The following is a 23,018-nucleotide window of genomic DNA, read 5'->3' on the forward strand; positions in this document are numbered from 1 at the left end:
CCGTTTGAATATCTGCTCGCGTGCTGGCTAGAATCGCTGAGTGCCAAGATTTTATTCACGCGTTAATGCAAGCTTTGATAACTGTGTAGAGAAAATATTATGAAAACGTCTGTGACGACTGTTACGCCGATTCGTGTTCGTGGCTACCACCTGGATGGGTATGGCCACGTTAATAATGCGCGTTATCTGGAATTTCTGGAGGAGGGACGTTGGGGGTATTTCGATGAACGCCCTGAGCTATTTGAGGTGGTTAAACGCGCTGGCGTGGCTTTTGTTGCGGTTAACCTTAATATTGATTATCGCCGTGCAGCAGTAGAGGGTGACGACCTACAGATTGAGACCCGCTTGGCTGAGCTGGGAACGCGTAGCGCTCGAATGCATCAGGGTATTCGTCGCGCCAACGACGGCAAGCTAGTTTCCAGCGCCGATGTGACTTTTGTGCTGCTGGATGTGGCCGCCAATAAAGCGGTTCCTGTCGACGGGGCACTGCGAGAGGCGTTGATGCCTTTGGTGATGGAATAGTCCGCTGTGAATAGCCCGCTGCCTTTGCATCGCTTGGGGTGGTATGATGTGACGCTGTTATTGCGCCAAATGTCACGCTTGCGTGACGCGCCAACCTGTTGCAGTGCAAAGGATTCGACGACCCATGGGTGACATCGCTAAACAGATTCTGCCAGTCAATATCGAGGACGAACTGAAGCAGTCGTACCTTGATTACGCGATGAGCGTGATTATTGGCCGAGCGCTACCGGATGTGCGCGACGGCCTGAAACCAGTGCACCGGCGGGTGCTGTTTGCTATGCATGAGCTGGGCAACGACTGGAACAAGGCTTATAAAAAATCGGCCCGTGTGGTCGGTGATGTTATCGGTAAATACCACCCCCACGGTGATAGTGCGGTTTACGATACGATCGTACGCATGGCCCAGCATTTTTCTATGCGGCATGTGCTGGTGGATGGCCAAGGTAACTTTGGCTCGATTGACGGCGATAATGCCGCCGCCATGCGTTACACCGAAGTGCGCATGGCGCGCTTGGCGCATGAGTTGCTGGCTGATCTTGAAAAAGACACGGTCGACTGGGTCGATAACTATGACGGCACTGAGCGTATTCCAGACGTGCTGCCGACTCGAGTGCCTAATCTACTGATCAATGGCTCTTCGGGCATTGCGGTAGGTATGGCGACCAATATCCCGCCGCACAATATGACAGAGGTTATCAATGGGTGTTTAGCGTTGATCGATGATTACACGCTGAGCATTGATGACCTTATGGAGTACATTCCGGGGCCTGACTTCCCTACCGCCGGTATCATTAATGGGCGAGCGGGCATTCTAGAAGCCTACCGCACTGGGCGCGGGCGAATTTACGTGCGTGCGCTGCATACTATTGAACATGACGATAAAACAGGTCGTGATCATATTATTATCACCGAGTTGCCTTATCAGGTGAATAAGGCGCGGTTGATTGAAAAAATTGCTGAACTGGTCAAAGACAAGAAAATTGAGGGCATCGCCGAGCTGCGTGATGAGTCTGACAAAGATGGCCTGAGGGTTGTCATTGAGACGAAGCGTGGCGAGTCCGGTGATGTGCTGGTTAACAATTTGTTTGCTCAGACTCAGCTGCAAAATGTATTCGGCATCAATATGGTGGCGCTTGAGCACGGCCAGCCCCGAATAATGAACCTCAAAGAAGTGCTTGAGGCGTTTGTTCGTCACCGCCGTGAAGTTGTTACTCGGCGTACGTTATTTGAGCTAAAAAAAGCGCGAGAGCGCGGCCATTTGCTTGAAGGCCTGACCGTCGCGATTTCCAATATTGATGAAGTCATTGAGCTGATTAAAGCCTCTCCGTCAGCGAGTGAGGCCCGCGAGCGGCTGTTAGCGCGCACATGGAAGCCAGGCAAAGTCACCGGCATGTTAGAGCGTGCTGGCGCGACATCATGTAAGCCTGAAGAGCTGGAAGAGGGCTACGGCCTGAGTGATGACAGTGGAGAGTATCGGTTATCGCCAGCCCAGGCGCAGGCCATTCTTGAGTTGCGTTTGCATCGCTTGACTGGGCTTGAAACAGAAAAGCTGCTTGATGAGTACACCAGCATTCTTGAGCGAATTGCCGAGCTGATGGAAATTCTTGCGTCGTCTGAGCGTCTGCTGGAAGTGATTCGTGAAGAGCTGATTGCCGTACGTGACCAGTTCGGTGATGAGCGTCGTACTGAAATTCAGGCCAGCCACCTTGATCTGTCGATGGAAGACCTGATTGCCGAAGAAGACATGGTCGTGACCGTGTCGCGTACGGGGTACGCCAAGACGCAGCCGCTGTCTGACTATCAGGCGCAGCGTCGCGGTGGCCGTGGTAAGTCAGCGACAGCAATGAAAGATGAAGATGTGATTGAACATCTACTGGTGGCATCGACTCACGATACGGTGTTGTTGTTTTCCAATCACGGTAAGGTCTACTGGCTCAAGGTGTATGAAATGCCGGTGGCTAGTCGTGGTTCGCGAGGTAAGCCGCTGGTCAACATGCTGCCGTTGAGCGAAGGTGAGTCGATTAACGCGATTTTACCCGTGCGTGACTACGCGCCGGATAGCTATATTTTCTTCGCCACTGCGCGGGGTACTGTCAAGCGCACAAGCCTAGAGCAGTTTTCACGGCCACGAAGTGTCGGTTTGATTGCGATTGACCTGGAAGAGGGCGACCGGTTAGTGGGCGCCAAGATTACCAGCGGCTCTGACCATGCCATGTTGCTGTCTTCTAATGGCAAGGCAATTCGATTTGAAGAGGGTAACGTTCGCTCCATGGGACGAACGGCGCGTGGTGTGCGCGGCATGCGTCTGCTGGACGGTGCTGAGGTGATCAGCCTGATTATCCCGCAAAGCCAGAAGATCGATGTTGAAGACAGTGCCGAGGTTGAAGTCAGCGCTGAGCAAAGCGTAAGCACTGATGTCTCAGAGCCAAATAATCATCAGATCTATATTCTTACTGCGTCAGAAAATGGCTACGGTAAGCGCACACGGTTGGAGGAGTTTCCGCTGCGTGGGCGAGGTGGGCAAGGGGTTATCGCCATGCAGACCAGTGAACGTAACGGTGGGCTGGTCGCTGCCATGCAGGTGTGCAGTAATGATGAAATGATGCTGATCACTAATCGTGGCACCTTGGTGCGTACCCGCGTTGAGGAGGTGTCTATCAGTTCGCGCAATACCCAAGGGGTGACGCTGATTCGCATGAGTGGCGATGAGTCGTTGGTGAAAACGGTGCGTATTGATGAACTGCCCGATGATGGTGGCGACGCTTGCATCAGTGACACTGAAGACAGTGATGGTAATGGCGGTGAAATACATCCCGAAGAGCGTGCTGACGGCGAGCAGGCCGGTGGCACTGATCAGGAATCCTGAACAGGCGCTGAATAGTAATGACACGACATTTTAATTTCTGTGCTGGTCCTGCTGCGATGCCTATTGCGGTGCTGGATCGCGCGTGCAATGAAATGAAGGATTATCGAGAGTGTGGGCTTTCGGTCATGGAGATGAGTCATCGCTCCAGTGAGTTTATGGCGATTGCTGAGCAGGCAGAGAAAGACCTGCGTGAGTTGCTGGAAATTCCCGAAAATTATCGCGTGTTGTTTACCCAGGGTGGTGCCTCGCTGCAGTTTTCTGCCGTGCCGTATAACTTGCTCGGACAAGGAGGGACGGCTAATTTCCTGGACACAGGTATCTGGAGCAGAAAGGCGATTGACGAGGCGCAGCGCCTGTTTGGTGCAGCCCATGTGGCGGCCAGTAGTCAAGCTGGCGGATACCAGTCGTTACCACGACAGGAAGATATTGTACTTAGCGAAGATGCGGCGTATTTGCACTACACCTCTAATGAGACCATCGGTGGCCTTGAGTTTGACTATATCCCCCATGCGGTTCGCCCGGATGGTAGCGAAGTGCCGCTGGTATGTGATATGTCATCCAATATTTTGTCTGGGCCACTGGATGTCTCACGCTTCGGTGTCATCTATGCGGGGGCGCAGAAAAATATCGGCCCTGCAGGGCTGGTGGTAGTGATTGTCCGCGATGATCTGCTGAATCAAGCGTGTGCTGGCATGCCGTCTCTGCTGGGCTATCAGGCGCTCGCTAAAGGCGGGTCGATGGTCAACACACCGGCCACTTACAGTTGGTATTTGGCAGGCCTGGTTTTTCAATGGCTCAAAAATGAGGTGGGCGGGCTTGACGCCATGGAGGCGATCAACGCACGCAAAGCGGAAAAGCTGTACAGCGCCATTGATAAAAGTCGCCTGTATGCCAACCCCGTCGCACTGGCTAATCGCTCGCGCATGAATGTTCCTTTTGTGCTGACAGACGAACGCCTCGATAGCCTGTTTCTGCAAGAGGCAGAGGCCGCTGGGTTATTGAACCTCAAGGGGCACCGCAGTGTGGGTGGTATGCGGGCCAGTATTTACAACGCGGTGTCTGAGCAAGCGGTGGATGCCTTGATCAGCTTCATGGCTGACTTCGAACAACGTAGGGGATAACCCATGGCAGAGACCCCACAAACACTGAATGCGCTGCGTGACAGCATTGATCAACTGGATAGTGATATTCTGCGTTTGATCAGTGAGCGTGCCGACTGCGCGCGCCAAGTGGCAGAGATTAAGACCGGAACACAACAAAGCGCTGATGATGCTGTGTTCTACCGACCTGAGCGTGAAGCCCAAGTGCTACGCCGTATCATGGCGCTTAACAACGGGCCGCTGTCTGACGAGGAAATGGCGCGCCTGTTCCGCGAAATCATGTCAGCGTGTCTAGCGCTTGAGCAGCCGGTTAAGGTGGCCTACCTTGGGCCGGAAGGCACGTTTACTCAGCAGGCGGCGCTCAAGCACTTTGGGGAAAGTGCCATCAGCTTGCCGATGGCAGCGATTGATGAGGTGTTCCGCGAGGTTGAAGCTGGCGCTGTTAACTACGGTGTGGTGCCGGTAGAAAACTCTACTGAGGGTGTGATTAACCACACGCTGGACTCTTTCATGGAGTCTGGTTTGAACATCTGTGGTGAAGTGGTGCTGCGGATACACCACCATTTACTGGTGTCTGAAACCACGCGGCGCGATAAAGTCTCGCGAATCTACTCGCACCCGCAGTCTTTTGCCCAGTGCCGAAAATGGCTGGATGCACATTATCCGCATGCTGAGCGCGTGCCGGTATCGTCCAATGCCGAGGCAGCACGCCTGGTTAAGACAGAATGGCATAGTGCAGCCATTGCTGGCGATATGTCAGCGAAGTTGTACGGCCTGACGCATATTGCCGAAAAGATTGAAGATCAACCGGACAATTCCACACGATTTTTGATTATTGGTGATCAGGGGGTTCCTCAGTCTGGCGACGATAAAACCTCTATTGTGGTCGCCATGCGCAACCAGCCGGGTGCGTTGCATGAGTTGCTGGAACCTTTTCATCGCCATCAGATTGATATGACGCGTCTAGAAACCCGTCCGTCGCGCAGTGGTGTGTGGAACTATGTGTTCTTCATTGACTTTAAGGGGCATCACGGTGAGCCGAGGGTGGCCGCTGTGCTTGAAGAAGTTAGCCAGCGTGCGGCTGAGATGAAGGTGTTAGGTTCCTACCCGGTGGGTGTGCTTTAAGCATGTCTGAACTCGTCGACGAGAAGCGTGTTCTGATTGTTGGGCTGGGGCTGATCGGCGGCTCGCTCGCGGCAGCTCTTCGAGCTGACAAGACGAGCGGCGATGCTGAGGCTGAAACAGCAACGCTGCCAGGTCGCGTTAATATTGTTGCCTGTGATGCTGATCCTGATGAAGTCGCTCAGGGAATTGCCATGGGGTTAATTGATGGCGGTGATGTGCGGCTCAGTCACGCCTTGCTAGACGGTGTCAGCATGATCGTGCTGGCCGTGCCGGTTATGGCGATGCGTGGCGTGCTGCATGCCTTGGCCCCGTTGCTTGAGAGTGCGTCGCCAGAGCTGGTGATAACTGACGTTGGCAGCACCAAAAGCACTATGGTTAATGATGCTGTCGCGGTGTTTGGGGCGGTGCCAAACAACATGGTGCTGGGGCATCCGATTGCTGGCTCTGAAAAAAGTGGAGTAGCAGCCGCAACAGCGAATTTGTTTGAGCGGCATAAGGTCATTCTGACGCCTAACGAGCACACTGACCCCCAGGCTATCGCTCGAGTGATGGCGTTATGGCAGGCAGCAGGTGCTGACGTGCTGGAAATGGACGTCAGCCATCACGACCAGGTATTGGCAAGAACCAGCCATTTACCGCATTTTCTGGCGTTTTCCTTGGTGGATACTCTGGCGCGCCAAGACGACCGGTTGGATATTTTTCGTTATGCGGCTGGTGGGTTTCGTGACTTCACGCGTATCGCCGGAAGTGATCCGGTGATGTGGCGTGATGTTTTCATGGCTAACCAGGAGGCATTGCTTGATGCGCTGTCAGACTTTGAAGCAGGGATAGCTCGGCTGCGCCAGGCAGTAGAGCAGCGCGATGGTGATGCCATGCTGGTTACGTTGGGACGCGCCCGTCATGCACGGCACTATTTTGATTCGCTATTGAACCAATCCAGTTATCAGGCGGAGTATACAATGCAACAGCAGGGCAGGCTGCGCTACCGGGTTAGTCCCGGTGGTAACGTGCAGGGGCGTATTCGTGTACCTGGCGACAAGTCGATTTCTCATCGCTCGATCATGTTTGGTGCGCTGGCGGAAGGCATAACTCAGATCAGCGGCTTTTTGGAAGGCGAAGATAGTTTGGCCACGCTTCAAGCGTTTCGTGAAATGGGCGTGGCCATAGAAGGACCGGATAAGGGGCGAGTCAGCGTACATGGGGTGGGCTTGAATGGCCTTAAGATGCCGCCTGGCCCGATTTACGTTGGTAACTCGGGCACTGCAATGCGCCTGTTTGCGGGGTTGCTGGCTGGTCAGCGCTTTGACAGTGAGCTTACGGGGGATGCCTCGTTAACTGCGCGGCCGATGGAGCGGGTCGCGGATCCGTTGCGTCAGATGGGAGCGGTGATCGACACTGCCGAAGGTGGGCGGCCACCATTGACGATTCATGGCGGAGCGTCGCTTAAGGGCATCCACTACGATATGCCTATGGCTAGTGCTCAGGTCAAGTCTTGCCTGCTGTTTGCTGGCCTGTATGCCGAGGGCGAAACACGGGTTCGCGAGCCCGCGCCAACACGAGACCATACTGAGCGAATGCTCAATGGTTTTGGTTATCGGGTGGAGCGTGATGGCGATACCTGCTGGCTTGAAGGCGGCGGAAAGCTGACGGCGGCCCCCATCGATGTTCCGTCGGATATTTCCTCGGCGACTTTCTTTTTGGTTGCGGCGGCAATTACTCCCGGGTCAGACCTGACGTTGGAGCATGTGGGTATTAATCCGACGCGTATCGGCGTAATTACTATTCTTCAGGCCATGGGTGCGGACTTGCGTTTGCTCAATGAGCGTAATGTTGGCGGTGAGCCGGTGGCCGACTTGCATATTCGTTATGCGCCGTTAAAAGGCATTGATATTCCTGTAGACCAAGTGCCGTTGGCCATCGATGAATTTCCGGCGCTTTTTGTGGCCGCAGCTAATGCCGAAGGCATCACGCGATTGCGTGGTGCCGAAGAGTTGCGTGTCAAAGAGTCAGACCGGCTGCAGGCCATGGCCAATGGCTTTGACGTGCTGGGTATTCAGTACCGTTTATTGGACGACGGCATTGATATCGTTGGTTATGACAAAGGGCATGCCCTTGCTGAGTGCCAGTACGGAGGTGGGAGGGTTGATAGCCTTGGTGACCATCGTATTGCTATGTCTTTTGCTGTTGCTGCTTTGCGTGCGTCGGATGACATTTTGATTGATGATTGCGCTAATGTGGCGACCTCTTTTCCGGGCTTTATTGAACTGGCTCGCCATGTCGGCATGCATCTCGAGCAGGAGGCTGAATGAATCAATCAGCACCAGTACTGACGGTAGATGGTCCTGGCGGCGCAGGGAAAGGTACGATTAGTCGCTTGGTTGCCGACCAGCTGGGCTGGTATTTGCTGGATAGTGGCGCGTTGTATCGATTGACTGCGTTGGCAGCATCACGTCACGCTGTCGCGCTGGACGATGAGGCAGGGCTGGCTCATGTGGCAGCACATCTCGATGTTACATTTCAGACTGGCGGGGATACGCCGCAAGTACTGCTTGAGGGCGAGGCCGTCAGCGGGGCGATTCGTACCGAGCAGATGGGGGACGCTGCATCGCGGGTTGCTGCGCTGCCGGCAGTGCGCAAGGCGCTGTTGCAGCGCCAGCGAGACTTTCGTCAGGCCCCCGGTTTAGTGGCTGATGGTCGAGATATGGGCACGGTGGTTTTTCAGGATGCTCCTCTTAAGATATTCCTTACTGCGTCAGCGGAGGAACGGGCGAGGCGGCGCTATTCGCAGTTGCGGGAGGCGGGAGTGGATGCTAGTCTATCGAGTCTTTTAAAAGATATTCAGGCGCGCGATGCACGTGATATGCAGCGCGAAGTAGCGCCTCTCGTGCCAGCAGAAGATGCTGTCGAGTTGGATACTACTCACCTGACAATACCGGAAGTGGTGGATCGGTTGACCGAACTGTTGGCTAATCGCGGTCTTGTGACTGTCACCTGAACTCCCTTGCGGCTCCTTCGGTACGGTGTGATGACGTGGTTAGACGCTTTGTCTGCAAGTCTGGCCAGGTTGAACCAGCGCTAACACCCCCGAGGGTATTTGAAATGGCCCGCACTCGCTGGTGGTGCGGAGAAAAGCGGTTTTACCGCACTCAACGTTGATCACGTAGGAACATCATGAGCGAAAGCTTTGCTGATTTATTTGAACAGTCTCTTCAGGACATCAACATGGAGCCCGGCGCTATCGTCGTGGCAACTATCGTCGATATCGACGGTGACTGGGTTACTGTTAATGCGGGTCTGAAGTCGGAAGGTCAGATTCCGTCTTCACAGTTCCGTGACGACAGCGGTGAGCTGTCTATTGCTGTGGGTGACGAAGTTCACGTCGCGCTGGAAGCTGTAGAAGACGGCTTTGGTGAGACTCGCCTGTCCCGCGAAAAGGCCAAGCGCGCCGAAGCGTGGAAGGTGCTGGAAGCGGCCTTCGAAAAAGAAGAAATCGTCAAGGGCGTGATCAACGGCAAGGTCAAAGGCGGCTTTACTGTCGATGTGGATTCTATCCGCGCCTTCCTGCCGGGCTCTCTGGTTGATGTGCGTCCGGTGCGTGATACTGCGCACCTTGAAAATAAAGAGCTTGATTTTAAAGTCATTAAGCTCGATCCCAAGCGTAACAACGTGGTGGTATCACGTCGTGCCGTTCTGGAAGCTGAAAACAGTGCTGAGCGTGAAGCGCTGCTGGCGACTCTGCAGGAAGGACAGCAGATTCTGGGTATCGTTAAGAACCTGACTGACTACGGTGCTTTTGTTGATCTGGGCGGCGTTGATGGCCTGCTGCATATCACCGATATGGCGTGGAAGCGCATCAAGCATCCGAGTGAAATTGTTGCCGTTGGCGACGAGATCAACGTTAAGGTGCTGAAGTTTGACCGCGAGCGCAACCGTGTATCGCTGGGTCTGAAGCAGCTGGGTGAAGATCCGTGGGTCAACATTAAGGGCCGTTACCCAGAAGGCACCAAGGTTCATGCGCGCGTCACTAACCTCACTGACTACGGCTGCTTTGCTGAGTTGGAAGAGGGTGTTGAGGGCTTGGTTCACGTTTCCGAAATGGACTGGACCAACAAGAACATTCACCCGTCTAAAGTTGTTCAGGTTGGCGACGACGTTGATGTGATGGTCTTGGATATTGATGAAGAGCGTCGCCGTATCTCGTTGGGCATTAAGCAGTGCACAGCGAATCCGTGGGAGACGTTCAACGCCCAGTTCAACAAAGGTGATCGTGTCTCTGGCACCATCAAGTCGATCACTGACTTTGGTATCTTCATCGGTCTTGATGGTGGTATCGACGGTTTGGTCCACCTGTCAGACATCTCTTGGATCGACACTGGCGAAGAAGCTGTGCGTCAATTTAAGAAAGGTGATGAAGCCGAAGCGGTCATTCTGTCGATCGACCCTGAGCGTGAGCGTATCTCGTTGGGTGTTAAGCAGCTTGATACTGACCCCGTTGCTGAGTACCTCGCAGTTAACGACAAGGGTGCTATCGTGACTGGCCGTGTGGTTGAGGTTGATGCTAAGGAAGCTCAGGTTGAGCTGTCTACGGATGTTATTGCCGTACTCAAGGCATCTGAAATCAGTGCTGACCGCGTAGAAGATGCCCGCAACGTGCTCAATGAAGGTGATAGCGTTGAAGCGCGCATCATTGGTGTTGATCGCAAGAACCGTCAGATTAGTCTGTCGGTTAAGGCTAAGGATCAGGACGACACGCGTCGCAATCTCAGCAAACTGCGTGACCAGGATGTTGAAAGTGACGGGCCGACCACCATTGGTGACCTGATCAAGCAGCAAATGGGTCAGGACTAAGCGTGATAGTTAGCGCATGATACTTCGGTATCGGTAGCTACTGTATTAGTCAAAGCGCCGCCTTAGGGTGGCGCTTTTTTTTCGATAAAATAACCGCTGGGAAACGTCTTGTTGGGTAAGGGGTCATTGGTTAAAAAGTGAGAGGGCAAAGAGTCAGTTACGATATAATCATATAGAAGCTGTGATCTTTGTGTCATTGTGAGTCGATAGTGTGTAGTCGTTCAGTAATATTTTCCTTTGAGCAGTAAAACCTTAATTTATTGCGATCCGTTAGGTTAGCTTTTACTGTTTGCTTCAGTGTTTAGGCTAATCAATTGCACTAGTTGTGAGTGTGTTTGTATTGTTTTTTTTAAATGGTATTGCGAAAAGTTCTTTTTGGCGTAACAATATGCGCCTAGAAATACGTCAATAACTTTTCAGGAAAGCCAAATGTCATCATTGCTTAGTAATTACATGCGTAAAGAGCAGCTTCTCAAAGAGCTGCAATCTGATCTGGCAAAGCTGGAAAACGATGGTCGTCTGAAGGTAGAGCTTGAGTTCAAATCAAAGCTTGAAGAGTTAATGGCAGAGTTTGACAAGACGGCCAGTGATGTCATTAGCCTGCTTGATCCAAAGCCGATCGAAGAAGCAGAGCGTTCCGGAGGGGTTGCTTCGACAGGAACTTCTCGTCGTCGTCGTCGCCTCAAAGTGTATAAAAACCCTAATAGCGGTGAGGTGATTGAAACACGTGGTGGAAACCACAAGGTTTTGAAAGCCTGGAAGGATGAGCATGGACGCGAGACAGTTGAGTCTTGGGTGGTGCGTGTTGACGACTGATGCCAGCTGCGTCGGTTTGTCGCAGTAAGCCGGGTGTGGTGTGGCTATCACCGCTCTGTGGTTAATAGGGATGCACAGTTTTCTTTAGTGTAAGAGTGCCATAGCTGCTCTTGAGGCAGTCGGTAATGAGGCGGGTCAGGTTCTTCTGATAGTCGTCGTTGTCATAGGCAACAGGCGCTGTCAGCAGGCCCCTGGCCCACCTGACTTTCCCGCTGAAGTGTTTAGCGTTTGCGGTAGCTTTCAATGTTTATGCTATTCGAAAGGCATTATCGCTGTTGCAGTGTATGTGGTATCTTGCTGGCGGTGATATAACGCTTGTTCGGTGCTGTGTTGGCGTTTTCGTTCCATTGGCGGTGTTTATACTGCGCCTGTCTCTTCTATGGTGATGAAAGCCGCTGAGATTAGCATAGAACGACGTAAAGTTAGTACAATTTGATTTTTAATATTATTAATGATACGCAGCATTGCGCATTAACATAGCTGCTGCACGTATTCCCGCGGAATGTATTGCGTGGGAGCTTAGCTGGAGTCGTTTTTAAGCGCATGAAACATCACTATACGAAGAAACCTATGGATGAGCGTGAAAAGCTTCGCAAATTCCGCGAACTTGATGATGCGTTTGCTGATGCTTTGCTTGCTTTGGAAAAAGAAACGTCTCAATCTGCCAATGAAAAGCAGGCCTCAGATGACGCGCTGAGAGAGTCTGATTTTGAGCAACGGCTAGCCGATTTAATGCAAGACTATCAGCAGCCCGCAGCAGACGTCAGTGAGCTGCTAACGACGATGATTGCGCTTGATAAGTTGACCTAAAGCCTAAAGCGCAACGCTTTGCTAAACAGCTGTGACGTGAGTCCGAAAACAAGGCGGGCTGACTTATTTGGCAAAGCGAGCGAAATGAAGTCTTGCCTCCTCAACGGTAACGATAGGCTCTTATGCTAGGGAGAAAAGGTTGCTCTTCTAGCCGCTGGTCGCTGCGTATGGCGCGTTGTCGCTTGTTTGGCGGTTGTTTTTCTGGCTGATTGTGTTCGGGTAGCTGCCCGTCAACGCTGGGTACAAAAAGCGGTAAGGCAATATTCTTTGCCTGACGCACTTTTCCGTTAGATAGCGGCGTATCAAAAAATAGGTTGGCGCGCATTACAGGAGCCTGTGTCTGCATTTGGGCGAGTGGCTCGCTGCGTTGTATGCTGGCCAAGGCTTTTAGTTGTTGGCGGATGTGTGCGGCCTCGGTATCCAGAGCCATTAACATGCGCTCGGCATCGTTAACACTCAGTCGCTTGATGGACCGTCCACTGACATACCAGGCCAGTTGTACTCTGCGCGTCTTGGCGGGGGCGGTAGGAATTGCTCGCCAGCACTGCTTGATATGTAGCCTGGCCATTCCGCTACCGCTGAGATGATCGTGCAAGCTGGGATGCCGAAAGGGGATCACTGTTTTGATTTCAGCGATTAGCTTAGGAGCGTCTTGACGAATTGACGCGATCAGTTGAGCAAAGTGGGCTTTTGCCTGATTGACTGTTGCAACAGCTTCCATAACGGCGGGTCTAGCCGCGACAAGTCCTATGTAGCTATTGGTCGCTCGGCCGTCTTGGCCATCCTGATACCAGTAATCAAACAGCGCATTGCGTAACCAGTCGTTGGTTGCCGGCTGTTGGTTTAAAGACCACAGCTGCCCTGGGTTATGTTTCCAGCAGTCATAGAGTTGTTCACTGGTTTCAACTAACTGTTCATAGGCCCCCTCCAGTTCTGCTAATAGATGGTAGGCTGGGCGCTGGCTGGCATTTTTTACACTCATGATCTGGCGTTATCCAGCCCGGCACTAGCGAGCAGGATATCTAGATCGGCCTCGTCCATTGCGGGTTCGCCGGCAATCCGGTGTGATTCATCTGCCCAAGCGCCCAGGTCTATTATTCGGCAGCGTTGACTGCAAAATGGGCGATAAGGGCTCTGCTCGCTCCAGGTCACACGTGTTTGACAGTGTGGGCAGCCAACTTCAAGAGCGGGCTGGGTGTTGTTGAGTTGTTCGCCAAGTTGTTTACGAGGTTGTTGTTTCGCCATCGGTTAATGGGTCTCTTCTAGGGGGCGGCTGGCAAGAATGCCTTATCGATGTTTGTTGGGCAAACAGTCAAGTTGGCGATATTTCAGGTTGAGCATATCGATCTGGGCATCCAGTGATTCTTGGTCGCGGCTATTGTCGAGTACCTCATCGGCTTTTTCCAAGCGTTGCTCGCGAGACATTTGAGCGGCCAGGATTGCGCGGGCTCCTGCTTCATTGACGCCGTCACGTTGCACGGTGCGAGCGACCTGCATTGCTTCGGGAACATCAATGACCAAAATACGGTCAACCAAGTCCACTTGTCCAGACTCCAGCAATAGTGGTGAAACCAGTAGGGCATACGGTGCCTGGCTGCACCGGAAGGCGTTGAGCTGTTTAGTAAGGCGTTGTCGTATTTGTGGGTGCGTTACCGACTCTAGCCACTGGCGCTCGTGTACATCAGCAAAAACGACGTTGCGCAGTGCGCTCCTTTTCAGCATGCCTTGTGCATCAAGCATATTGCTGCCGTAGCGTTTGACGATAGCGGCGAGGGCAGGGCTGCCTGGTGCAACAACCTCGCGTGCCACGTCGTCGGCATCAACCCAAGGAATGTTATAACGCTCGAAGCTGCGGGCGACGGTAGATTTCCCAGAAGCAATACCGCCGGTGACGCCAATGATTGGGGTGTTTTGCGTCATGTCAGGGTGAGATCCTTGCAAAGAGTGTGAGCAGGGGCGTGCTGGTGAGTAAGGCTAACCAGCCGGCCAGTGCCAGCCAAGGGCCAAAGGGTAGAGGTTTACCTCGCAGCTCAGGGCTTAGGTGTTGAATCAATACGCCAGCAACGGCACCGATACCGGCAGAAATCAAAAGTAGTGTTGGCAGGTATTGCCACCCGAGCCATGCACCTAATGCGGCCAGTAGTTTGAAATCACCGTACCCCATACCTTCTTTGCCAGTCGCTAGTTTAAACAGCCAGTAAAGACTCCATAGTAGCAGGTAGCCCAGCATGGCACCGATGACTGCATCATCAAGCGCTGATGGGTGAAAGGTTACTTGATAAAGCAGGCCTGCCCATAGCAGGGGGAGTGTTAGTGTATCGGGTAGCAGCTGGGTGCGTGCATCAATTACCGCTAGGGCCAGCAAAGTAAAGCAAGCGCCAGCAATAAAAAGGCTCTGTAGGGTAGCGCCATAGACGGCTAGCGTAGCTAAAGCGATTAGCGCACTTGCTAGCTCAACGAGAGGGTAGTGTAAGCTGATTTGTTGGCCGCAGTGAGCGCAGCGGCCGCGGCGTTTTAGCCAGCCCAGTAGTGGCAGATTGTCATGCCAGGCAATGGGAGTGTGGCAGTCAGGACAGCGGGATGGCGGTCGTAGTAGGTTAAGGGGAGCTTTGGTGTGCTGCTCGAGCATGGCTGAGCCCAAGGTTTCATGTGCTTGCTTTTGCCATTCGTGAGCCATCATTTTTGGGAGCCGGTAGATCACGACATTGAGAAAACTACCGATACATAGACCCAGTACAGCGGTTAATCCCCATAACAGAACGTTTGGTGAGTTTAAGGGCACGTTAAGTTCCTTTTTACGCTGTTGTCGCAATGTCATTCTACGACCTGTATAGCAGTTTGCCGAGCCGACTGTCGCCTTCGGGATGATTGGTCTAGAATCTTCAGCCTTGATCTCTTCAGGAAGTAAAAATGACCCACACACTCGGACCGGTAATGCTGGACCTAGAAGGCCCCCAGCTACGCAACGAGGAACGCGATCTTTTGCGTCATGAATCTGTAGGCGGTGTCATCCTGTTTGGCCGTAACGTGGAAGAGGCCAGCCAGGTGCGCGAGCTGTGCCGTGATATTCGCCGTGTACGTCCAGAGCTGTTGCTGGCTATGGACCAAGAAGGTGGTCGCGTACAGCGGCTGCGCCAGGGGGTGACTCGCCTCCCTTCCATGGCGCGGCTTGCTAAGGCTGCCATGTCAGTGCCTAAGGATGCTCAGCGTCTTTGCCGTGATGCGGGCTGGCTGCTAGGAATGGAGATGGCGGCTTGCGGGTTGGATATCACCTTTGCGCCGGTACTGGATGTTGATACCGGGCTTTCATCGGTCATCGGTGACCGTAGCTTCAGCTCGGACCCAGAATGGGTGACGGCGCTGGCAGGCGCTCTGGTTGAAGGGCTTGGTAGCGCAGGTATGGCGGCTGTTGGCAAACACTACCCCGGTCACGGTGGTGTGGTGGCAGATTCTCACCTTGAGTTGCCGGTAGATGATCGTCCTATGTCTGAGATCATGGAGATTGACCTCCGGCCTTTCAGGCAACTGGCCTCTCAGCTTGGTGGTGTGATGCCAGCGCATGTGGTGTATCCGCAGTTTGATCACCGTCCTGCAGGGTTCTCTCCGCTATGGTTGGGCCTGCTGCGAGAGACCCTGGATTTTAAAGGAACGATTTTTTCGGACGATTTGAGCATGCTGGGTGCCTGTAGTGCCGGCTCACCCAGCGAGCGTGCAGAGCAGGCGCTAACCGCCGGCTGTGACATGCTGTTGGTATGCAATGACCGTGCTGCGGCGCTTGAGATTGTCGATTTTTGTATTGGCAAAGGAACTCGGCGCCCAGAAAAGCTGCGTTATGGCCGAGCCAGGCCGGACTTGGATGCGTTGGAGGCACTGGGGCGCTGGCGCCGCGTGCATGCCCACCTGGAGTCGTTGTGTGATAGTTGATTGATTGCGCCTCAGGGGTGGCAATTAAAATCGGGCTAGTATTTTTCGTTTTGAACCCTTCTGTTAAATCTGGCGAGACCCTTTGATGTCAAAACACGAAGCTGCCAATGAGTTGGATACCATGCGTGCGGTAATGGATACTGCTGACTGCCTGATTTCTTGTCAGGAGGTTGAGTGGGCGCTTGATCGTATGGCGGATGAAATGACCCGTGATCTGGGAGATAAGCTGCCGGTATTTTACTGTGTAATGAACGGGGGGTTGATTACCACGGGTCATTTGCTGACTCGCTTGGGTTTTCCATTAGAAGTGGATTATCTGCATGCTACCCGCTATCGCGGCACAACGCGTGGTGGTGAGCTTTTCTGGCGGGTATCGCCGGAGATTCCTATGGCGGATCGTCACGTGGTCATTGTTGATGACATTCTTGATGAAGGGGCTACGCTGGCGGCAATTCTTGAGTACTGCCATCAGGCGGGTGCGGCGAGTGTTTCCACAGCGGTATTGGTTGATAAGCGCCACGACCGTAAAGCCGTGCCTCACTTGAAGGCTGACTACTGTAGTCTAGAAGTTGCTGATCGCTACGTGTTTGGCTTCGGCATGGACTATAAAGGGTACTGGCGTAATGCGCCGGGTATCTTTGCGCCCCAGGGTATGTAGTACTTCGGCCGGTTGAAGCGTAACGTCTGTGTTGAGTGTTGAGTGTTGAGTGTTGGGTGTTGGGTGTTGGGTGTGTAAGGACATCACTGATGAAAACAAAAAAAACATTACGCACCCGGGTTGGTGAATGGTTGAGCCGCTACTTGAGCAGGCCACTGCCAGGCGCAGCAACTCTGATGCCCACGGATTTAGCTAGCCTGGAAGCGTGTTTGCGGCCAGGTGATGTGTTGTTGGTTGAGGGGAATACGCGGGTTAGTACTGCAATCAAGTACTTGACGCAATCTACCTGGTCGCATGCGGCGTTGTATGTTGGGGATGCTTACGAGGAAGCTGGGGGTGGGAGCCATGCGTTAATTGAAGCAGATATCCAAGAGGGAGTGCGGTGCATTCCCGTTTCCACCTATGGCGACTCCCATTGTCGGATCTGCCGACCAGTGGGCCTGACAGACGAAGAGCTGGCAGGCGTTATTGATTTTGCTGGCCAGCGGCTAGGGTTTCAGTATGACCTTCGTCATGTGGCTGATTTGGCTCGCTACTTGTTGCCAACTCCGCCTGTGCCATCACGTTGGCGGCGCTACTTTTTGGCTTTGGGGAGTGGTGATCCGACTCGCGCAATATGCTCGACGCTGTTGGCGCAGGCGTTTCAATCGATTGATTATCCTATTTTGCCGCGTATTGCGCCGGCCCAGTCGCTAGAGCCTGGGTGTCATGGCCAGGATATTCAGGTGCTTTATCCTCGCCACTATAGCCACTTCGTGCCGCGTGATTTTGACGTGTCGCCATATTTTCAGGTGATTAAGCCGACATTGGACAGCAATTTTGATCATCGTCGTTTAATTTGGGGAGAGGTGTCTTCATCAGGCGCGGCAAGTATCGACTCTGCGTGATGTGAGTCAGGTAGGTTAGCTGAGGTATTGCTAAACAGTGTGGGATCGTCACTTATCACTGCCGTGGTGCCCCACTTCCAAAAAGGAATGAAGCGAGCGGGATCATTAGCCGTAAAACAGATCAGCGGATAACCTGCGCTGCTTACTGCGCGGGCCCGTTGTTGAGTGAGCTTTTTCCAGTTGGCATGCAGGCTCCAAGCCTGAATTGATTGGCAGCGTGCCTGCCAGTCGCTAGGGACGCGATCAAACAGGCAGCCTAGTGCTAGCTGATCTGTGCTGGCTAGTGCGCGCGCATGGGCCAGCGCCTTGGCGCTAAAAGATGAGACCACGTATTTTTCGCTAGGTAGCGCTTTCATCAAGACGGGAATGGCGGCTTCTGCTAATGCCGCTGGGTCATGCCCGCGATTGACTTTCAACTCTAGGTTGACACCCATTTTCAGTGTTTTCAGCAGCGCCAGCATGTCAGCCAGTGTGGCCATGCGCTCGCCGGTAAAGTCTGGGCTGAACCAGCTACCGACGTCGAGGGCTTTGGCGTCAGCCAGGTTCATGTCGCGCAGGCGTCCCCGGCCATTGCTACACCGGTTGACGTCTCGGTCGTGCCAGATCACAGCGGTGTTATCACCCAGTAGCTGGACGTCCAGTTCGACCCACTGGCAGCCAGCGGTATGCGCAGCACGAACTGCCGACAGGGTGTTCTCTGGCGCATGGGCTGAAAGGCCGCGATGAGCAATAAGGCGTGGCAGCTTGATATGAGGGTGAGACACGGTATTTCCGAGCGTTAGACAATAATTAAGCCGTGAAGGCAGCGGGATGGTGGCCCGCTGCCAGTTGGTCATTCGCTCAACCGTCGATAGATAAGCGGTCAATGAATGTAGCAGCGGCTTCGTGGTTGACGTTTTGATACATTGTTGCAGGGGCTTCTGGCTGAGAAGGAACATCGCCAAGAGCGACTGGCATTCCGCTAGGGACTTCAACAACTTTGCGCAGCTTGGCGTAATCAACAGGGTAGTCGAGGTCTTTTGTGGCGGCATCGACAGCAGCTAGAGCTTCGGTGACCCGCTGCATTGTTTTTTCTGTTTCTTCGTCTAGGTAGGGGTAGGCTTGCACATAGAGGTGCTCGTCATTCCAACCCAGTTTGAAGCTTTCGTTGACCAAGCGGACAGACGTGCCAAGGGGAAGGCGGGGGAAGAGATTTTCAATATCTTCTGGCAGCATGCGAATACAGCCATGGGTGACTCGCATACCAACACCGTCAGGCTTGTTGGTGCCGTGGATTAAATAGCCTGGGATGCCCAAGCGCATTTTGTGATTACCCATCGGGTTGTCTGGCCCTGCAGGCACGACGGCAGGCAACGGGTTGCCTGCTTCAGCATGTTCTTTGCGAATCGACTGCGGCGGGATCCACGTGGGATTTTCGACCTTCTCGGTAATGGTGGTTTTCCCTAATGGGGTTTTCCAGTCCATGCGTCCGACGGCGATCGGGTAGGTCTCTACTTCGTCTTTACCGGGCGGGTAGTAATAAAGACGCATTTCAGCGACGTTGACAACAACACCTTCACGCGGTGCGTCAGGTAAAATGAACTGTCCTGGAATCATGACTTCGGTACCTTTTCCAGGGTACCACACGCTGACGTCAGGATTGGCGCGCACCATGGCTTCATAGCCAATGCCATGCTGGTGGCCGATGTCAATCAAGGTGTCGTCTTCCTTGGCCGTTACGGCGTAAAGTTCTCCGACGACGTCTACATTCTCAGGTAGCGGAAAGGCTTTGCGTGCTGACGTTTCACCGATGGCGGGCATGGAAAGTGCAAGCCCAGTAGCTATTACTAACGTTAAGGCCGATCGGTGGGTCAGTAGGGACAGAGCTTTTAGCATGTTGATTTCCGTAGTGGCTTCCATTCGATTGATTGTGGCGTCGTGGGTAAAAGCGCCGATAGCTTAAGTATCACAGTGTACGATTGTTGGGTAGTGTATTGTATTTTTCATGGTTTGAGTCAGGCTGCCTGAACTTTCTTATTCAGTGTCGATAAAAGTGTTTCGATAAACGTAAACCGCGAGTCTGCGTCGGGTAAGTCGGCGTGTAGGCATAAGGTGTCGGCTCCTTCAAGCCGGTAGCAGTCTGGCGACGACTGAATCAAGGTTACCAGTGTGAGAGGGTCAACCTGAGTGTCCGGGGTAAACGTCACACGTCCTTTATTAGCCCCAATATCTAGACGCGTGATACCAAGAGCTTCGGCACGCAGGCGTAACTTCGTTTGGCGAAGCAGCGTTTTAACTGGTTCGGGTAACAGCCCAAATCGGTCAATCATTTCTACCTGTAGCTCTTTGAGCTGAGCATCATTTTCAGCGTTAGCAATGCGTTTGTACATCACTAGCCGTTGCTGTACATCAGGCAGGTAGTCGGCAGGAATCAGCGCGGGTAGGCCGAGGCTGATTTCTACGCCCTCGGTGAGTGGTGTTTCGATATTGGGCGTTTTTCCTTCACGAATGGCTTTGACGGCTCGGTCTAGCATCTCCATGTACAAGCCATAGCCAATGGCTTCCATTTGCCCGCTTTGCTCATCGCCAAGCAGTTCGCCAGCGCCGCGAATCTCCATGTCATGGCTGGCTAATGTGAAGCCAGCACCAAGATCTTCGGCTAGGCTAATGGCCTCTAGCCGTTTGATAGCATCGCGGGTCATCGCTTCGGGCGGCGGGGTGAGTAGGTAAGCATAGGCCTGGTGGTGGCTGCGGCCAACTCGGCCACGTAGCTGGTGAAGTTGTGCCAAACCGAACTTGTCCGCGCGCTCGATAATAATCGTGTTGGCGCTGGGCACGTCGATACCGGTTTCGATAATGGTTGAGCAGACCAAGACGTTGAAGCGCTTATGATAGAAGTCTGACATTACCCTTTCTAGACTGCGTTCGGGCAGCTGGCCGTGAGCCACTGCAACACGGGCTTCTGGCACCAGTTCGCGTATTTTCTCAGCGGCAGTCTCAATAGTGCGGACTTCGTTATGAAGAAGATAAACTTGGCCGCCGCGCAGAATTTCGCGTAACACGGCTTCTTTTATTAAAGCATCGTCGTGGCGTTTGACGAAGGTTTTTACCGACAGTCGGCGAGCCGGTGGAGTGGCGATGATTGACAAGTCCCGGATACCGTTCATCGCCATATTCAGCGTGCGCGGAATGGGCGTTGCGGTTAGGGTCAGGATATCCACTTCGGCACGTAGGTTTTTCAGCTTTTCCTTTTGGGTAACGCCAAAACGATGCTCTTCATCAATGATCAGCAACCCCATGTTGGGAAAGCTCATGGATTTAGAAAGCAGTTTATGTGTGCCAATGATGATGTCTACTTTGCCTTCGGCAATACGCTGAATGGTGCTTTGTTGCCCTTGTTTGCTTTGGCTGTTGGTGAAGCGGGAGACCAGTTCTATGTTGACTGCAGTATCGGCGAAACGGTCACGAAAGTTTTCATAATGCTGACGCGCCAGCAGGGTGGTTGGCACCAGGACGACGACTTGGCGGTTGCTCTGAGTTGCTAGAAACGCCGCGCGCATGGCCACTTCGGTTTTGCCAAAGCCGACATCGCCGCAAACCACACGGTCCATGGGTTGGGTGGCGGTCATGTCTGCAATGACTGCTGCAATAGTGACTTGCTGGTCGGGGGTTTCCTCGAACGGAAAGCTGGCGGCAAAGCGCACGTAGTCTTGGTCAGGTGGTGTGCTGGCAAAGCCTTGGCGTGCTTCGCGGCGTGCGTAAACGTCGAGAAGTTCAGCCGCGGTATCACGAATTTTTTCTGCAGCTTTGCGGCGGGCTTTTTCCCACTGCTCAGAACCAAGCCGGTGCAATGGTGCGAGTTCATCGTCTGCTCCGGCATAGCGGCTGATCAGGTGCAGGTTGTCTACAGGCACATACAGCTTGGCACCCTCGGCATATTCTAGTGCGACAAACTCAGCAACTTGATCGTTGGTTTGTAAGGTCTCTAACCCTTTGTAACGGCCCACGCCGTGAGCTTGATGGACGACCGGTGCGCCGGATTGCAATTCCGACAAGTGTCGAATTACGAGTTGATCGTTGTCGGTGGCTTTTTTTCGATGTCGGCTTTGGCGCACAATATCGCCAAACAGCTCGGTTTCGCTGATCACTGCTAGTTTCGGCTCGTCCAGCCAGAAGCCCGAGCTTAGCCCACCTTCGGTAATTGCCAGAGGCATGTTTTGCTCGGCGAAGGCTGTGAAACTGTCGACATCAGTAATTTTACGGCCAAGTGGTGTAAGAACGTCCTCCATGGCCTCGCGACGACCGCGAGACTCCGCCACCATCAGAACTCGCGTCTCAGTGTTTTCCTCAAGAAATGACTTGAGCGAAGCCAGTGGCTGGTGCGACCGAGCATCTACGGCAAGTTGGGGTAGAGGGTGGGCCATGGTGCCTAAGGCATGGCGATGCGTCTCATCGTTAGTGAGTTCGACTCTGGGGTGGTGTTTGATAGCAGCGAATGTTTCGGCCACCGGTACGAACGCGCGGTGGGGTGGTAGCAGTGGTCGCGTGGGATCGACACCCAAGTTATCAAAGCGGCTTGTTATCGCCTCCCAGTGGTGCTCGGCGGCTTCGAAGACATTTGGTAGCAGTGCCACGCGAGTGCTGTCGGCTAAGTGTTCAAACAGTGTGGCGGTATGTTGGAAAAATAGCGGTAAATATTGCTCAACACCTGGTGAAGGAATGCCTTTCAATGCATCCACGTAAAGCGGGCACTGACGTGGATCTATGTCAAATAGGGTCTCAAAACCTTCACGAAAGCGAGCGATGGCCTCGGGTGACAGGGGATATTCGTGGGCCGGTAACAGCTCGACATGGTCTATCTTGACGTCGCTGCGCTGGGTGTCTGGATCGAAATAGCGCAAGGTGTCGATTTCGTCATCCATTAGGTCGACCCGCAACGGGGCATCACTTCCCATCGGATACAAGTCGATGATGGCGCCGCGTAATGCATATTCGCCGGGTTCAAAGACCGTTTCTACGGCACGATAACCGGCCAGAGAAAGCCGTTTTCGAAAGCCTTCACGATCAAGCTGCATGCCGGTAGACAGCGTCATGACGCGCCCAGCAATGTAGTCTACTGGTGGTAAACGTTGCATCACGGTATTAATGGATACCAACACAATGCCGTGTTCACCATCCTGCAGGCGGCGAAGAGTGCGTAGCCGTGCCGAAACAATCTCCTGGTGTGGTGAAAAGCTGTCGTAGGGCAGTGTTTCCCAGTCGGGAAAGGGTAAGACGGGGAGCGTTGAGAAAAACTCAAGCTCGCTCTCAAGGCGCTGGGCTTGTGCAGTGTCTGGAGTGATTACCAGTAAGGGGGCGTCGTCGGCCAAGCGTGCCAGCGCCAGAGCGGTTGCACTGCCAGCGGGTGTTTGCCAGTAGAGAGTGTCGCGGAGCCCGTTAGGGCGAGTGGGAGCAAGAGGCTGTAAGAGGGTCATGATGTCGGC

General features: G+C 53.5%; 19 protein-coding genes. 12 read left to right on the forward strand and 7 right to left on the reverse strand.

Annotated elements, in window-relative coordinates; translation table 11 throughout:
• Window positions 1-99: 99 nt before the first annotated feature.
• The 9 genes from H616_RS0106665 (at window position 100) to H616_RS0106705 (ending at window position 12,087) form a co-directional block, all read left to right on the forward strand.
• The gene (locus H616_RS0106665; protein ID WP_027966668.1) at window positions 100-522 is read left to right on the forward strand and encodes an acyl-CoA thioesterase; all 423 of its coding nucleotides are present in this window, start codon (window positions 100-102) and stop codon (window positions 520-522) included.
• Window positions 523-646: 124 nt separating this feature from the next.
• Window positions 647-3,388, forward strand: coding sequence for a DNA gyrase subunit A (gene gyrA, locus H616_RS14385; protein ID WP_035572711.1), 2,742 nt, complete (start codon window positions 647-649; stop codon window positions 3,386-3,388).
• 17 nt (window positions 3,389-3,405) lie between these two features.
• On the forward strand, window positions 3,406-4,509 hold the full coding sequence (serC, locus tag H616_RS0106675) for a 3-phosphoserine/phosphohydroxythreonine transaminase (protein ID WP_027966669.1): 1,104 nt from the start codon (window positions 3,406-3,408) through the stop codon (window positions 4,507-4,509).
• A gap of 3 nt (window positions 4,510-4,512) precedes the next feature.
• Entirely contained in the window at window positions 4,513-5,613 is a 1,101-nt protein-coding gene (pheA, locus tag H616_RS0106680; protein WP_027966670.1) for a prephenate dehydratase, read from the forward strand.
• A 2-nt stretch (window positions 5,614-5,615) separates the two neighbouring features.
• Window positions 5,616-7,922, forward strand: coding sequence for a bifunctional prephenate dehydrogenase/3-phosphoshikimate 1-carboxyvinyltransferase (locus H616_RS0106685; protein WP_027966671.1), 2,307 nt, complete (start codon window positions 5,616-5,618; stop codon window positions 7,920-7,922).
• Window positions 7,919-8,608, forward strand: a complete 690-nt coding sequence (gene cmk, locus H616_RS0106690) for a (d)CMP kinase (protein WP_027966672.1) — start codon at window positions 7,919-7,921, stop codon at window positions 8,606-8,608. The genes H616_RS0106685 and cmk overlap by 4 nt, the downstream gene beginning before the upstream one ends.
• A gap of 176 nt (window positions 8,609-8,784) precedes the next feature.
• Window positions 8,785-10,461: a 30S ribosomal protein S1 gene (rpsA, locus tag H616_RS0106695; protein WP_027966673.1), complete on the forward strand. Its 1,677-nt coding sequence runs from the start codon at window positions 8,785-8,787 to the stop codon at window positions 10,459-10,461.
• 429 nt (window positions 10,462-10,890) lie between these two features.
• Window positions 10,891-11,277, forward strand: coding sequence for a histone-like nucleoid-structuring protein, MvaT/MvaU family (locus H616_RS0106700; protein WP_027966674.1), 387 nt, complete (start codon window positions 10,891-10,893; stop codon window positions 11,275-11,277).
• A 570-nt stretch (window positions 11,278-11,847) separates the two neighbouring features.
• On the forward strand, window positions 11,848-12,087 hold the full coding sequence (locus tag H616_RS0106705) for a hypothetical protein (protein WP_051234054.1): 240 nt from the start codon (window positions 11,848-11,850) through the stop codon (window positions 12,085-12,087).
• 100 nt (window positions 12,088-12,187) lie between these two features.
• Here the strand turns inward: H616_RS0106705 and H616_RS0106710 are convergent, their stop codons facing one another.
• The 4 genes from H616_RS0106710 to H616_RS0106720 are packed head-to-tail and all read right to left on the reverse strand — an operon-like array spanning window position 12,188 to window position 14,905.
• Window positions 12,188-13,069, reverse strand: a complete 882-nt coding sequence (locus tag H616_RS0106710) for a hypothetical protein (protein ID WP_027966676.1) — start codon at window positions 13,067-13,069, stop codon at window positions 12,188-12,190.
• A complete protein-coding gene (gene yacG / locus H616_RS15390) occupies window positions 13,066-13,332 on the reverse strand; it encodes a DNA gyrase inhibitor YacG (protein WP_084155751.1) in 267 nt (88 codons plus the stop codon). Before yacG ends, H616_RS0106710 begins: the two co-directional genes overlap by 4 nt.
• Window positions 13,333-13,374: 42 nt before the next feature.
• The gene (gene coaE / locus H616_RS0106715) at window positions 13,375-14,007 is read right to left on the reverse strand and encodes a dephospho-CoA kinase (protein WP_027966677.1); all 633 of its coding nucleotides are present in this window, start codon (window positions 14,005-14,007) and stop codon (window positions 13,375-13,377) included.
• A gap of 1 nt (window position 14,008) precedes the next feature.
• On the reverse strand, window positions 14,009-14,905 hold the full coding sequence (locus tag H616_RS0106720) for a prepilin peptidase (RefSeq protein WP_084155753.1): 897 nt from the start codon (window positions 14,903-14,905) through the stop codon (window positions 14,009-14,011).
• Window positions 14,906-14,997: 92 nt separating this feature from the next.
• On the opposite strand from H616_RS0106720, the gene nagZ reads away from it, so the two are divergent.
• The 3 genes from nagZ to H616_RS0106735 all read left to right on the forward strand — a co-directional run bounded on the left by nagZ (window position 14,998) and on the right by H616_RS0106735 (window position 17,556).
• Entirely contained in the window at window positions 14,998-16,011 is a 1,014-nt protein-coding gene (nagZ, locus tag H616_RS0106725; protein ID WP_027966679.1) for a beta-N-acetylhexosaminidase, read from the forward strand.
• An 85-nt stretch (window positions 16,012-16,096) separates the two neighbouring features.
• Window positions 16,097-16,669 (forward strand): hypoxanthine-guanine phosphoribosyltransferase, encoded by a 573-nt coding sequence (locus tag H616_RS0106730; protein ID WP_027966680.1) that lies wholly within the window; start codon window positions 16,097-16,099, stop codon window positions 16,667-16,669.
• 89 nt (window positions 16,670-16,758) lie between these two features.
• Window positions 16,759-17,556, forward strand: coding sequence for a YiiX/YebB-like N1pC/P60 family cysteine hydrolase (locus tag H616_RS0106735; protein WP_035572713.1), 798 nt, complete (start codon window positions 16,759-16,761; stop codon window positions 17,554-17,556).
• On the opposite strand, the gene H616_RS14390 is transcribed toward H616_RS0106735, so the two are convergent.
• The 3 genes from H616_RS14390 to mfd form a co-directional block, all read right to left on the reverse strand.
• The gene (locus H616_RS14390; RefSeq protein WP_084155803.1) at window positions 17,493-18,320 is read right to left on the reverse strand and encodes a glycerophosphoryl diester phosphodiesterase; all 828 of its coding nucleotides are present in this window, start codon (window positions 18,318-18,320) and stop codon (window positions 17,493-17,495) included. The genes H616_RS0106735 and H616_RS14390 overlap by 64 nt on opposite strands.
• A 76-nt stretch (window positions 18,321-18,396) precedes the next feature.
• Window positions 18,397-19,431 (reverse strand): L,D-transpeptidase family protein, encoded by a 1,035-nt coding sequence (locus H616_RS14395; protein WP_084155755.1) that lies wholly within the window; start codon window positions 19,429-19,431, stop codon window positions 18,397-18,399.
• Between the two features lie 119 nt (window positions 19,432-19,550).
• Entirely contained in the window at window positions 19,551-23,009 is a 3,459-nt protein-coding gene (gene mfd, locus H616_RS0106750; protein ID WP_027966682.1) for a transcription-repair coupling factor, read from the reverse strand.
• Window positions 23,010-23,018 lie beyond the last annotated feature (9 nt).

Origin of the sequence: Halomonas halocynthiae DSM 14573 (assembly GCF_000425725.1) — a bacterium.
In the GTDB taxonomy this organism is placed as follows: domain Bacteria; phylum Pseudomonadota; class Gammaproteobacteria; order Pseudomonadales; family Halomonadaceae; genus Halomonas; species Halomonas halocynthiae.